This window comes from Sinomonas sp. P10A9 (genome assembly GCF_041022165.1).
GTDB lineage: Bacteria > Actinomycetota > Actinomycetes > Actinomycetales > Micrococcaceae > Sinomonas > Sinomonas puerhi.
Window position 1 is genome coordinate 1,324,931 of record NZ_CP163302.1, and the last position, 12,635, is coordinate 1,337,565.

A 12,635-nucleotide genomic window follows, 5' to 3' on the forward strand; every position below is an offset into this window, starting at 1 on the left:
ATTTCATCCCGAAGGAACCGTTCGCGCGGATGGCGCCTCGGCTTGGCGGGGAAACTTAACGAGAGCTGTCATCCCGTTGTGAAAGATTCGTTGCGGATGTGGGACCCCCGTACTAGGGTGCAATCTGTGTCACACTCCGCTTCAGCACCTGCCAGGGGGCCAGCCGTGAATGAGGCAGCTCGCAGAACCGTCATTGCGGCGGAGGACCTCGTCAAGACGTATGGGGAGTCCAATGCCGTGGACGGCATCACCTTCGACGTCCCGGCTGGCGAGTCCTTCGGCCTCCTCGGACCCAATGGCGCTGGCAAGTCGACAACGATGCGGATGATCGGCGGCGTCACCCAGCGCACGTCCGGCCGCCTGACCATCATGGGCCTCGACCCCGAGGAGCAGGGCCCCGAGGTCCGGGCGCATCTCGGCGTAGTGCCCCAGCAGGACAACCTCGACGAGGAGCTCCGCGTCCGCGACAACCTCATCGTCTACGGCCGGTACTTCGGACTGCCCATGAGCTACCTCAGGCAGCGTGCGGACGAGCTGCTCGCCTTCGCCCAGCTCGAGGACAAGGCCGGGGCCAAGGTCGATTCGCTCTCGGGCGGCATGAAGCGCCGCCTCACGATTGCCAGATCGCTCGTCAACGACCCCAAGATACTGCTCCTCGACGAGCCGACCACGGGGCTGGACCCGCAGGCGCGGCACGTGTTGTGGGACCGGCTGTTCCGCCTCAAGGAACAGGGCGTCACTCTGGTCCTCACGACCCATTACATGGACGAGGCCGAGCAGCTGTGCGATCGGCTCATCGTGGTCGACAAGGGCCGGATCATGGCCGAGGGGTCTCCGTCCGCGCTCATCCGGCAGCACTCGAGCCGGGAGGTGCTCGAGGTGCGGTTCGGCGCGGAGCGGAACGCCGCCGTCGTGGGCGAGCTCGACGGGGTCGGGCATCGCATCGAGGCCCTTCCGGACCGTGTGCTGGTCTACACGGAGGACGGCGAGGCGTCCCTTGAGCAGATCCGCTCCCGCGGCCTGCATCCGATCACGTCCCTCGTCCGCCGGGCCTCGCTCGAGGACGTCTTCCTGCGGTTGACGGGAAGGTCCCTCGTTGACTGAGACGTCGCGGCGGGCGAAACCTAGGAGGCTGTTGTCAGCGCACACCCCCGAGGTCTCCGCCGCGAAGGCGCGCCGCTGGGGCTCGTTCTACTTCGCCGAACACATGCTCCGCAGCATGCGCGCCTACCTCGTCACGATCATCGTCACGAGCGTCGGCAATCCGCTCCTGTACCTCTTCTCGATGGGGGTGGGCCTCGCCTCGATCGTGGACCGCAGCTCCTCCGGGCAGGGCGCGGCGGCACACGGCGCGTTCGACGGCGTGGGGTACCTCGCGTTCGCAGCCCCGGCACTGCTGGTGTCGAGCGCCGTGATGACGAGCGCGAACGAGATGATGTTCCCCGTCATGGACGGATTCAAGTGGCGCCGGATCTACTACGGGCCGCACGTCACGCCGCTCGTCCCGGGCCAGCTCGCCGCCGGCCACATCATGGCGGTAGGGGTGCGGTTGCTTATCCAGAGCCTTGTGTTCTTCTTCATCATGCTCCTGTTCGGCGCGGCCCCCGGGCCGTGGTCCTGGCTGCTCGTGCCTCTCGGGGTGCTCACGGGGATGGCGTTCGGGGCGCCGCTCATGGCGTACTCGGCCCACATCGAGAAGGAGAACTTCCAGTTCTCGATGATCCAGCGCTTCATCGTGATGCCGCTCTTCCTGTTCTCCGCGACGTTCTATCCACTGGCCACCATGCCGATCGGCATGCAGTGGATCGGCTGGATCTCGCCCCTGTGGCACGGGAACCAGCTCGGCCGGATCGTCTCCTACGGGCTTGCGGAACCGGGCTGGCTCGTCGTCGTGCATGTGCTCTACCTCGCGGTGCTGTGGGGTGTCGGCATTTGGTGGGCGCGGCGGAACTATACGAAGAGGATGGGCAAGTGAGCGTCCTGACCGACGACGACTACGCGATCGCCCCGAGCCGCCGCCCATTCGGGGCCCTGTACTCCGGGAACACGCAGGCCGTCGTCGAGCGCGGATTCCGCGTTATCAAGAGCCAGAACTGGATCATCCTCGTCTCCGGGTTCTTCGAGCCGGTCTTCTACCTGCTGTCGATGGGGATTGGGCTCGGGAGCCTCGTGGGTGCGGTCGAGGGGCCCGGCGGGGCGCAGATCTCCTACGCGGCGTACATCGCGCCAGCGCTCCTCGCTGTGTCAGCGATGAACGGAGCCATCTACGACTCGACATGGAACGTGTTCTTCAAGATGCACTTCGGCAAGATCTACCAGGGCATGCTCTATACGTCCCTCGGCCCGCTGGACATCGCCATGGGCGAGATCGTCATGGCGCTCTTCCGCGGGTTCCTCTATGCGCTCGGATTCACGGGTGTCATGGCGCTCATGGGCCTCGTCACCACGCCGTGGGCGCTTCTGCTCGTGCCGGCGTCGGTGATGGTCGCCTTCGGCTTCGCCTCGTTCGGCATGGCCGTGACGAGCTACATGAAGACGTTCCAGCAGATGGACATGATCACGTTCTTCATGCTGCCGATGTTCCTGTTCTCGGCCACGTTCTACCCGCTCTCGGTGTATCCGCTGCCGGTGCAGTGGATCGTGCAGGCGTTCCCTCTATGGCATGGAGTGGAGCTCATGCGGCAGATCAGCATCGGTGTGTTCAGCCCGGCAACCTGGGTCCATCTGCTGTACTACGCGGCGATGATCCTCGTGGGTGTCTCCTTCACGACCCGACGATTGAGGTCCCTGTTCCTCCGCTGACTACCCATCCGCCGAGGTCACCCCGTGTGGCGCCGAGGTCACGCCGTCTGACGGCCCGCATGCCAGGCACGGTGGGCGTCGCCTGCCGATCAGGTCTACTCGTGCCTTGCGCTGCTCGCGATATCGGATGTAAAGACGTTGATGCGGGGAGCAGGGGGCGATCTCGCTCCCACACGGGGTGACTTCGCGCCCACAGGGGGTGACTTCGCGCCCAGGACGGGTGACTTCGCGCCCACAGGGGGTGACTTCGCGCCCAGGACGGGTGACTTCGCGCCCACAGGGGGTGACTTCGCGCCCAGGACGGGTGACTTCGCGCCCACAGGGGGTGACTTCGCGCCCAGGACGGGTGACTTCGCGCCCACAGGGGGTGACTTCGCGCCCAGGACGGGTGACTTCGTGCCCACACGGGGTGACCTCGGGGCGGTGCAGGGGGTGATCTGGGTGGGTGCGGGGGGCCGCCGTCGGTCTGGGACAATGGAGGGCATGCAGAGTCTCGGCCACCAGAACCCGTCCCAGCAGCCCGACGCCGCGCCGGGGTCTCGCCGAGGAGGCGGCTTCAGGGTCGGCGCGCTCGGCCTCTCGGTGCTCGTGCTCGCGTTTCTCGTGGCGGTGGTCTTCGCGGCCAACCAGAGCCAGGTGATCGGCTGGATCGTGGCCGTCATCTCGTTCGGCTGGCTCGTCTTCGCCGTGTTCGTGTTCACCACGGTGCGCAGCGCGGGCCGCAAGGCCCAGGAACGCTTCGAGCGCATGGCGGGGCAGTTCGGCGGCCGAGCGCCCTCGGTGTCGGGCACAGCGGCCAGTGAGGCCCGCTCGGTCGACGACGTCCGCGACCTCAAGCTCGACCACTCCTTCAAGATCATCCAAGTCCAGGAACGGGTGGTCCGGGACAACCTCGGCAAGGACGACGAGCAGGTGGCCCGAGCCCTCGAAACCATCCAGATCACCGCGGCCAACGCCCGTGACATGCTTCGCCCCGACGACTCCGCACCCGTCTCCGGGACGGTCATCGACGAGGGGTAGAGTGGCTAGGTGACTTCTCCCGAAGCGGCCCCCAAGGACGGGGCCCTGCGCATCGCGACTGTCAACGTCAACGGCCTGCGGGCCTCGTGGCGCAAGGGCATGCAGGAGTGGCTTGCGCCGCGCGGGGTCGACATTCTGTGCCTGCAGGAGGTCCGTGCCCCGGACGAGATCGTGCACGAGTACTTCGAGGGGTGGAGCGTGCTGCACGCCGAGGCCGACGCGAAGGGCCGTGCAGGGGTTGCGATCGCCTCGCGCCAGGTACCCACGGCGACGCGCGTCGGTATCGGCGACGATTACTTCGCCACGGCGGGCCGCTGGATCGAGGCGGATTTCGCGCTCGACGGCGGTAGGCAGCTCACCGTGGTCAGCGCCTATGTGCATTCCGGCGAGGCTGGGACCCCGAAGCAGGAGGACAAGTACCGGTTCCTGGACGTCATGCTCAAGCGCCTACCGGAGCTCGCCGAGCACTCCGACTACGCGCTCGTCGTGGGCGACCTGAACGTGGGCCACACCGAGCTCGACATCCGCAACTGGAAGGCCAACCAGAAGCGTGCCGGCTTCCTCCCCGAGGAACGCGTCTACTTCGATCGGTTCTTCGGCAACGAAATCGGCTGGAAGGACGTCCACCGCGAGCTCGCGGGCCCGATCGACGGACCGTACACGTGGTGGTCGCAGCGCGGCAAGGCATTCGACAACGACGCGGGATGGCGCATCGACTACCAGATGGCGACGCCGGGCCTCGGCGCGGTGGCGCGCAACGCCGTCGTGGATCGGGCGACCGCCTGGGACACCCGATGGTCCGACCATGCCCCTCTCGTTATCGATTACAAGCTCTAGATATCGATGACAAGCTCCAGATATCGATGACAAGCTCCAGATGTCGACTACACGCTTTTAGACCCGGAAGCACCTACCTATGACCTCCACTGCCCCCACTTCCCGCCAGCGTCTCCTCTCGGGCATGCAGCCCTCGGGTGATTCGCTCCACCTCGGCAACTACCTCGGCGCGCTCGTCAACTGGGTCCGCCTCCAGGACGACTACGAGTGCTTCTACTTCATCCCGGACCTGCACGCCATCACGGTCCAGACCGATCCCGCCGAGCTTAGGCATCGTACGCGCCTCACCGCGGCACAGTACATCGCCGGTGGGATCGACATCGAGAAGTCCGCCCTGTTCGTCCAGTCCCACGTGCCCGAGCACGCTGAACTCGCGTGGGTCCTCGCCTGCATCACGGGCTTCGGCGAGGCCGCCCGGATGACGCAGTTCAAGGACAAGTCGGCCCGCTACGGCCAGGACTCGACGAGCGCAGGCCTGTTCATGTATCCGATGCTCATGGCCGCGGACATCCTGCTCTACAAGCCCTATGGGGTTCCCGTGGGGGAGGACCAGCGCCAGCACCTCGAGCTCGCGCGCACGCTTGCGCACCGGTTCAACACCCGGTTCGGCGAGGCATTCACGGTCCCCGAGGCGCTCATCCCGCCATCGTCCGCGAAGATCTACGACCTCCAGAACCCGACGGCGAAGATGTCGAAGTCGGCTGAATCGCCCAACGGTCTCATCAACCTCCTCGACGATCCGAAGGCCACGGCCAAGAAGGTCAAGTCCGCGGTGACGGACACCGAGACGGTCGTACGGTTCGACCGTGAGACGAAGCCCGGCGTGTCGAACCTGCTCACGATCATGGCGACGATCACCGGGCAGGACATGGACGAGCTCGTGGCCTCCTATGAGGGCAAGATGTACGGCCACCTCAAGGCGGACGTCGCTCAGACCGTCGTGGACGTGGTGGCGCCGATCAAGGCCCGCACCGAGGAGCTCCTCGAGGACCCCGCCGAGCTCGACCGCCTCCTCGCGCGGGGCGCCGCGAAGGCCCGCGAGATCGCATCGAAGACCCTAGCGGACGTCTATGAGCGCGTCGGGTTCCTCCCGCCGGCGGCGGCGACCTTCGCCTGAGGCCATGCCTGAGCTTCAGGACGGGAGAGAGGCGAGTCCGGAGGCGGCTGCGCCGTCGGGGAGCCCGCTTGTCGGCGTGATTCTCGAGTTTCCCGACCGGATCGCCGAGGACCTGCGGGGATGGCGCGAATCCTTCGGTGACAGCCTCGCCGACCTCATCCCCGCGCACATCACCCTCGTGACAACGACGGAGACCGACGACTGGGAGGCCACCGAGCGGCACGTGCGCGCCGTGGCGTCCCGTATGCACCCCTTCAGGGTGAGACTGCAGGGCACGGGGTCGTTCCGCCCGGTCTCCCCGGTCGTGTACGTCAACGTGGCCGAGGGCTTCGACGAGTGCGTGCGGCTCCACCGCGAATTGCAGAAGGGGCCGCTCGCACGCGCCCTCCAGTTCCCCTACCACCCGCACGTCACGGTGGCGCATGATCTCCAGCCAGAGCGGCTGGACGAGGCGCAGAATGCGCTGAAGTCCTACAGCGAGTCCTTCACTGTGGCTAGCATGGGCCTGTACGAGCACGATTCCGACGGGTTATGGCAGCTGAAGGAAGAGCTTGACTTTGGTACGCGACCGGAAGTTCCCCGCGAAGGGAAGCACGAAGGCTAGGCGCGACGACGAACCGCCCCTGCCCACAGAACGGGCGCTGCTCAAGCTCGAGGTGATCCACAAGCGGCAGGCGCTCGGCCGGGCCCGCCGTGATGGAAGCCTGCCGAAGACCGCGCTGGCCGCACTCCTGTGGCTCGTGGCCAGGCTCAAGGCCTTCCGGCCCATGCGCGCGTGGACTCACTACAGTCTCCAGCACGGTCCGCTCATGAGTGCCGGCATCGGCTTCAATATGTTCTTCTCGATCTTCGGGCTTCTGGCCACGGGCTTCTCCTTGGCCGCGCTCGTCCTGGCCGGGAACCCTGATCTCGTCGACCAAGTGGTGCACAGCGTCGCGAAGGCCGCGCCCGGCCTCCTGAAGGTAGACGGCTCGGACGGGCTCGTCGACCCCAAGACCCTGCTGAACCCCACGGGTATCGGGGTCACGGCCGTCATCGCGATCCTCGTGACCCTGTTCTCCTCACTGGGCTGGATCACGAGCCTGCGGGACGGGCTGCGCGGCGTGGTGGGCGTCCCTCCGCTCAAGGGCAACCCCATCATTGTCAAGGTCCGCGATATCGGAACGCTCCTGCTCCTGGGCGTCCTGCTCGTGCTGACCTCCGCAGTGAGTGTTGCGTTCACCTCGGCCGTGCATTTCCTCGCCGGCCTGCTGGGGATCGACGGCGCATTCGTCGCCCCGGTCGGGTGGCTGATCGGCCTCCTCATTCCGCTCGTGCTCAACGTGCTCACGGCGCTCATCCTCTTCCGGCTCGCGGGCGGCCTCAAGCTCAGCCGCCGCGCGCTCTTCGAGGGGACGCTCCTCGCGGGGATCGGGTCATCGGTGCTCCAGGCCTTCAGCACGCAGCTCCTCGCGAGGGCCGGCGCGAACCCGCTCCTGGCACCCTTCGCGATCATCATCGGCCTGCTCATCTGGTTCAACCTCGTGAGCCAGGTGTATCTCGTCTCCGCGGCGTGGAGCGCGATCCGTGAGGCGGACCTCGCCGCCGCAACCCCGAAGCGCGTTGAATCCTTCGGATCGGCGCACCACGTGGCGCGTCCCTCGGCTGCGCTCACCCGTGCGAACGCCAGGTCCCAGACCCAGCACGAGTCGGCCCTGCATGGGTCCTCCCCGAACGCATCAGCCCCGGTGGCAGTGCCGGCCACGCACGACGGCGCGCGGCAGGCGCCGGGCGAGGGTCGCCGTCGAGCATCGGGTCCCTTCGCGTGGCTCGGCAGCCTGCGGCGTCGCAAGGACGAGGTCCCCACCGGCTGACGTGCCGTAGACCCCCGCCCCGTTGGGGACGCCGAAGGGGGCGCCGCTCGCATGAGCGGCGCCCCCTTCCGAGCGTGGTCAGGACCGTATCAGACCTTGCGGGTCAGGATGGCCTGCTTGACCTCGGCGATCGCCTGCGTCACCTGAATGCCGCGGGGGCATGCCTCGGTGCAGTTGAAGGTCGTGCGGCAGCGCCACACGCCTTCCTTGTCATTGAGGATCTCGAGGCGCATATCACCGGCATCGTCGCGCGAGTCGAAGATGAAGCGGTGCGCGTTGACGATCGCGGCCGGGCCGAAGTACTGCCCGTCCGTCCAGAACACCGGGCAGGACGACGTGCACGCGGCGCACAGGATGCACTTGGTCGTGTCGTCGAACCGCTCGCGCTCCTCGGCGGACTGCAGGCGCTCCTTGGTCGGCTCGTGGCCCTTGGAGATGAGGAACGGCATGATCTCGCGGTAGGACTGGAAGAAGGGCTCCATGTCCACGATCAGGTCCTTCTCGACCGGGAGGCCCTTGATGGGCTCCACCAGGATCGGCTTGGACGTGTCGAGGTCCTTGAGGAGCGTCTTGCAGGCCAGACGGTTGCGGCCGTTGATGCGCATGGCATCCGAGCCGCACACGCCGTGTGCACACGAGCGGCGGAACGAGAGCGATCCGTCCTGCTCCCACTTGACCTTGTGCAGCGCGTCGAGCACACGGTCCGTCCCGTACATGGTGAGCTTGAACTCTTCCCACGAGGACTCCTCGGAGACCTCGGGGTCGTAGCGGCGCACACGGAGCGTCACGTCGAACGTGGGGATCTCGCCCCCGCCGCCCACGCTTGCGGGCAGCTCGACCTTGGAGGCGGGCTCTACGGTTGGGGCACTCATCAGTACTTACGCTCCATCGGCTCGTAACGGGTGAAGATCACGGGCTTCGTGCCGAAGCGGAGGCCCTTGATGCCTTCGGTTTCCGCGGCGTCGTCCTTGTAGAGCATGGTGTGCTTCATCCAGTTGGCGTCGTCGCGGTCTGGGAAGTCCTCGCGGTAGTGGCCACCGCGAGACTCCTTGCGGTGCAGGGCCGCAACGGTCATGGCCTCGGCGAGGTCCAGGAGGAAGCCGAGCTCCACGGCCTCGAGGAGATCGAGGTTGAAGCGCTTGCCCTTGTCCTGGATGCTGATGTTCCTGTAGCGCTCGCGCAGCGTCGCGATGTCGGAGAGCGCCTGGGCGATCGAGTCGGCAGTGCGGAACACCTGCATGTTCGCGTCCATGGTCTCCTGCAGGTCCGAGCGGATCGCGGCGATCCGCTCGGTGCCGGAGGCGGTGCGGACTGCGTCGAGCAGGGCGACGGTCTCGGCAGCCGGGTCCTCAGGGATCTCGACATACTCGGCGGTCTTGGCGTACTCGGCGGCGTTGATGCCGGAGCGCTTGCCGAAGACGTTGATGTCGAGCAGCGAGTTGGTGCCGAGGCGGTTGGAGCCGTGGACCGACACGCACGCGACCTCGCCCGCGGCGTACAGGCCCGGGATGATCGTGTCGTTGTCCTGGAGGACCTCGCCCTTGATGTTGGTCGGCACGCCGCCCATGATGTAGTGCGCTGTCGGGAACACCGGGACCGGCTCCGTGTAGGGCTCGACGCCGAGGTACGTGCGGGCGAACTCGGTGATGTCCGGGAGCTTCGCGTCGATGTGCGCGGGCTCGAGGTGCGTCAGGTCGAGGAGCACGTAGTCCTTGTTCGGCCCCGCGCCGCGGCCCTCACGGACCTCATTGGCCATCGAACGGGCCACGATGTCGCGCGGCGCGAGGTCCTTGATGGTCGGCGCGTAGCGCTCCATGAAGCGCTCACCCTCGGAGTTGCGCAGGATCGCGCCTTCGCCACGGGCGGCTTCCGAGAGGAGGATGCCGAGGCCCGCGAGGCCCGTCGGGTGGAACTGGATGAACTCCATGTCCTCGAGCGGGATTCCCCGGCGGAACGCGATGCCCATGCCGTCGCCCGTCAGGGTGTGGGCGTTCGAGGTGGTCTTGAAGACCTTGCCTGCACCGCCCGTTGCGAAGATGACGGACTTCGCCTGGAAGACGTGGAGCTCACCCGAGGCGAGGTCGTAGCTCACGACGCCGGCCACGCGCTTCTGCTTGAAGGGGGTGCCGTCCGCGCGGGTTGCGTCCTCTTCGACCACGAGCAGGTCGAGCACGTAGTACTCGTTGTAGAACTCGACGTTGTGCTTGACGCAGTTCTGGTAAAGCGTCTGGAGGATCATGTGACCGGTGCGGTCAGCGGCGTAGCACGCGCGCCGCACGGGCGCCTTGCCGTGGTCACGGGTGTGCCCGCCGAAGCGGCGCTGGTCGATCCGGCCCTCGGGGGTCCGGTTGAACGGCAGGCCCATCTTCTCAAGGTCCAGTACGGCGTCAATGGCCTCCTTGGCCATGACCTCCGCGGCGTCCTGGTCGACGAGGTAGTCGCCGCCCTTGACGGTGTCGAACGTGTGCCACTCCCAGTTGTCTTCCTCGACGTTGGCGAGTGCCGCGCACATGCCGCCCTGGGCGGCTCCCGTGTGCGACCGGGTGGGGTACAGCTTGGTCAGCACGGCGGTACGGGCCCGTTGGCCGGACTCGATCGCCGCCCGCATGCCGGCGCCACCGGCGCCGACGATCACCACATCGTATTTGTGGACCTGCATGCTTAGATGCTCTCTTTCAGGGGGTTACGCCGCGGGGCAGAAGTCGGGGAGTCCGGTCGTGATCCCATGCGGACACGGATCGAACGTGAAGATCACGAGCGTGCCGAGGATGACGATGACGGCGCTCGCCGCGAACAGGACCATCTTCAGCCAGAAGCGGACGGAGTCGCGTTCGGCGTAGTCGTTGATGATCGTGCGGACGCCGTTCGTGCCGTGGAGCATCGCAAGCCAGAGCATCGCGAGGTCCCAGACCTGCCAGAACGGATCGGCCCACTTGCCCGCCACGAAGCCGAAGTCGATGCCGTGGACACCCTGGCCCAGCAGCAGGTTCACCGTGAGGTGGCCGAAGATGAGGACCACGAGGACCACGCCGGAGAGGCGCATGAACAGCCACGCAAGCATCTCGAACTGGCTCTTGGAGCCGCCCGAGCGCTTGTACTGCGGGGCGATGCGTCCGGTGGCGGAGGTAGTGCGCGGCGCGCGGATTTCAGGTGCTGTGCTCATGTCAGTGGGCTCCCAGCGAGAGTGAGAGGTGGCGGATGGCGAAGCCCGCGAACGCGATGACCCAGATGACGACGACCGTCCAGAGCATCTGGCGCTGGTACTTCGGGCCGCTCTTCCAAAAGTCCACGAGGATCACGCGGAGGCCGTTGAAGGCGTGGAAGAGGATCGCGGCGACGAGGCCGGTCTCTCCGAGGGCCATGAGCGGGTTCTTGTATTCGCCGATGACGGCGGTGTACACGTCGGGGGACACCCGCACGAGCGAGGTGTCGAGGACGTGCACCAACAAGAAGAAGAAAATCACGACACCGGTAATCCGGTGTACCACCCAAGACCACATGCCTTCACGGCCGCGGTACAGGGTGCCAGCTGGTTTTGTCGGCACTGAATAAACCTCCCTGCGGGCACCGGTGCCCGCATGGGGCCCATGCGGTGGGGGCAACCGGTGCGGAGTGGCCCTGTTGTGCGCAGGGCACGCTCACCTAATCGAGCTCCAGCCTAAATCTAGACTTCGCCCACAGCTTACTCAATTCGCACCGGTCTTCGGTTCAGACGCGTGGGCATTATCACATCGGTGCGCCTTGCTTGCGGCGGTCCGAGGCCGTGGAAGTCTCGCGTGCTCCATTACAGTTGGGCTCGATGACTGACTCTCCAGCCCCTGCCCGGGACGCCGTTCCCACCACTGCGGACCCGCTCGACCGGTTCGTCGCCGTGATCCCGGCAGGCGGCGTGGGAACCAGGCTGTGGCCCCTTTCGCGTGCCGCGGCCCCGAAGTTCCTCCACGACCTCACCGGTTCCGGCAGCACGCTCATCCGGGCGACGTATGACAGGCTGACGCCCCTGGCCCGCGGCCGCTTCCTCGTCGTGACCGGCGAAGCGCACCGCGCCGCAGTCTGCCGTCAGATCCCCGAACTCGACGCCGCGGACCTCGTGCTCGAGAGCGAGCCCAAGGACTCGGGCGCAGCGATCGGACTCGCTGCTGCCATCCTGCACCGCCGCAACCCGGACGCCATCATGGGTTCGTTCGCCGCGGACCAGGTCATCTCCCCGGACAGCGTCTTCCAATCGGCCGTGCTCGAGGCGATCCGCACAGCGGCCTCCGGCCCGCGGGGCAAGATCGTCACGATCGGCATCGAACCGACGCACCCCTCGACCGGCTTCGGCTACATCCGCCGTGGCGAGGCGCTCGAGGTCGAGGGCGCACCGAGCGCGCGCGCCGTCGTCGAATTCGTCGAGAAGCCCAGCCGCGAGGTCGCCGAAGACTACCTCGCCACGGGGGAGTACCTGTGGAACGCGGGCATGTTCGTTGCTCCAGTGGCGCTCATGCTCGAGCACCTCAAGGCCAACCAGCCCGAGCTGTTCGCAGGCCTCACGGAGATCGCCGAGGCTTGGGACACTCCTGCGAGGGACGAGGTGGCGGCCAGGGTCTGGCCGACTCTTCCCAAGATCGCCATCGACTATGCGGTCGCCGAGCCTGCCGCCGCGGCCGGGGACGTCGCCGTCGTGCCCGGGGCGTTCCGGTGGGACGACGTCGGCGACTTCGCCGCCATCGGCCGGCTCAACAGTGCCCGCGAGGTCGATTCGGTGACGGTGCTCGGCGAGGGCGCCCGCGTGTTCACCGAGGACGCCAGCGGGATCGTCGTGTCGGATACGAAGCGGGTCATCGCGCTCATCGGCATCCAGGACGTCGTGATCGTGGATACTCCCGACGCGCTCCTCGTGACCACGACCGAGCACGCCCAGAAGGTGAAGAACGCTGTGGCGGGCCTCAAGGCGAGCGGCGACACCGACGTTCTGTGACGGGCCCGTGCGCATGACGGCGGGGCCACAGCGTCGTGACGCTATT

The 12,635-nt window shown here is 66.9% G+C and carries 13 protein-coding genes; 9 read left to right on the plus strand and 4 right to left on the minus strand.

Annotated features, from left to right (window positions below):
- Positions 1-165 precede the first annotated feature (165 nt).
- From AB5L97_RS06030 to AB5L97_RS06065, 8 genes are all read left to right on the plus strand, one after another.
- Entirely contained in the window at positions 166-1,104 is a 939-nt protein-coding gene (locus tag AB5L97_RS06030) for an ABC transporter ATP-binding protein (RefSeq protein ID WP_307957123.1), read from the plus strand.
- A gap of 31 nt (positions 1,105-1,135) precedes the next feature.
- The gene (locus tag AB5L97_RS06035; RefSeq protein WP_369046876.1) at positions 1,136-1,975 is read left to right on the plus strand and encodes an ABC transporter permease; all 840 of its coding nucleotides are present in this window, start codon (positions 1,136-1,138) and stop codon (positions 1,973-1,975) included.
- Positions 1,972-2,802 carry an ABC transporter permease gene (locus AB5L97_RS06040; RefSeq protein ID WP_307957125.1) on the plus strand — a complete coding sequence of 277 codons (831 nt, stop codon included), beginning with the start codon at positions 1,972-1,974 and terminating at the stop codon, positions 2,800-2,802. Before AB5L97_RS06035 ends, AB5L97_RS06040 begins: the two co-directional genes overlap by 4 nt.
- A gap of 483 nt (positions 2,803-3,285) precedes the next feature.
- A complete protein-coding gene (locus tag AB5L97_RS06045; RefSeq protein WP_307957126.1) occupies positions 3,286-3,822 on the plus strand; it encodes a hypothetical protein in 537 nt (178 codons plus the stop codon).
- Positions 3,823-3,831: 9 nt separating this feature from the next.
- The gene (locus tag AB5L97_RS06050) at positions 3,832-4,659 is read left to right on the plus strand and encodes an exodeoxyribonuclease III (protein WP_369046877.1); all 828 of its coding nucleotides are present in this window, start codon (positions 3,832-3,834) and stop codon (positions 4,657-4,659) included.
- Between the two features lie 79 nt (positions 4,660-4,738).
- Positions 4,739-5,776 carry a tryptophan--tRNA ligase gene (trpS, locus tag AB5L97_RS06055; RefSeq protein WP_307957128.1) on the plus strand — a complete coding sequence of 346 codons (1,038 nt, stop codon included), beginning with the start codon at positions 4,739-4,741 and terminating at the stop codon, positions 5,774-5,776.
- Positions 5,777-5,780: 4 nt separating this feature from the next.
- Entirely contained in the window at positions 5,781-6,380 is a 600-nt protein-coding gene (locus AB5L97_RS06060; protein WP_307957129.1) for a 2'-5' RNA ligase family protein, read from the plus strand.
- Positions 6,328-7,629 carry a YihY/virulence factor BrkB family protein gene (locus tag AB5L97_RS06065; RefSeq protein WP_369046878.1) on the plus strand — a complete coding sequence of 434 codons (1,302 nt, stop codon included), beginning with the start codon at positions 6,328-6,330 and terminating at the stop codon, positions 7,627-7,629. Before AB5L97_RS06060 ends, AB5L97_RS06065 begins: the two co-directional genes overlap by 53 nt.
- Positions 7,630-7,718: 89 nt before the next feature.
- On the opposite strand, the gene AB5L97_RS06070 is transcribed toward AB5L97_RS06065, so the two are convergent.
- Genes AB5L97_RS06070 through sdhC form a run of 4 tightly spaced genes read right to left on the minus strand, consistent with a single transcriptional unit; the run spans position 7,719 to position 11,174 of the window.
- A complete protein-coding gene (locus tag AB5L97_RS06070) occupies positions 7,719-8,501 on the minus strand; it encodes a succinate dehydrogenase iron-sulfur subunit (RefSeq protein ID WP_307957131.1) in 783 nt (260 codons plus the stop codon).
- On the minus strand, positions 8,501-10,288 hold the full coding sequence (sdhA, locus tag AB5L97_RS06075) for a succinate dehydrogenase flavoprotein subunit (RefSeq protein WP_369046879.1): 1,788 nt from the start codon (positions 10,286-10,288) through the stop codon (positions 8,501-8,503). Before sdhA ends, AB5L97_RS06070 begins: the two co-directional genes overlap by 1 nt.
- Before the next feature lie 24 nt (positions 10,289-10,312).
- Complete coding sequence (locus AB5L97_RS06080; protein ID WP_307957133.1) at positions 10,313-10,792, minus strand: succinate dehydrogenase hydrophobic membrane anchor subunit; 480 nt, start codon at positions 10,790-10,792, stop codon at positions 10,313-10,315.
- 1 nt (position 10,793) lies between these two features.
- Positions 10,794-11,174, minus strand: coding sequence for a succinate dehydrogenase, cytochrome b556 subunit (gene sdhC, locus AB5L97_RS06085; protein ID WP_307957134.1), 381 nt, complete (start codon positions 11,172-11,174; stop codon positions 10,794-10,796).
- 254 nt (positions 11,175-11,428) lie between these two features.
- Here sdhC and AB5L97_RS06090 point away from each other — a divergent pair, with 254 nt between their 5' ends.
- The gene (locus AB5L97_RS06090; RefSeq protein ID WP_369046880.1) at positions 11,429-12,589 is read left to right on the plus strand and encodes a mannose-1-phosphate guanylyltransferase; all 1,161 of its coding nucleotides are present in this window, start codon (positions 11,429-11,431) and stop codon (positions 12,587-12,589) included.
- Positions 12,590-12,635: the final 46 nt, after the last annotated feature.

Excerpts from the sequence above, each read along its gene's own strand:
- AB5L97_RS06045 (WP_307957126.1), top strand. The coding sequence starts at position 3,286 with ATGCAGAGTCTCGGCCACCAGAACCCGTCCCAGCAGCCCGACGCCGCG.
- trpS (WP_307957128.1), top strand. The coding sequence starts at position 4,739 with ATGACCTCCACTGCCCCCACTTCCCGCCAGCGTCTCCTCTCGGGCATG.
- AB5L97_RS06060 (WP_307957129.1), top strand. The coding sequence starts at position 5,781 with ATGCCTGAGCTTCAGGACGGGAGAGAGGCGAGTCCGGAGGCGGCTGCG.
- AB5L97_RS06070 (WP_307957131.1), bottom strand. The coding sequence starts at position 8,501 with ATGAGTGCCCCAACCGTAGAGCCCGCCTCCAAGGTCGAGCTGCCCGCA.
- sdhA (WP_369046879.1), bottom strand. The coding sequence starts at position 10,288 with ATGCAGGTCCACAAATACGATGTGGTGATCGTCGGCGCCGGTGGCGCC.
- AB5L97_RS06080 (WP_307957133.1), bottom strand. The coding sequence starts at position 10,792 with ATGAGCACAGCACCTGAAATCCGCGCGCCGCGCACTACCTCCGCCACC.
- AB5L97_RS06090 (WP_369046880.1), top strand. The coding sequence starts at position 11,429 with ATGACTGACTCTCCAGCCCCTGCCCGGGACGCCGTTCCCACCACTGCG.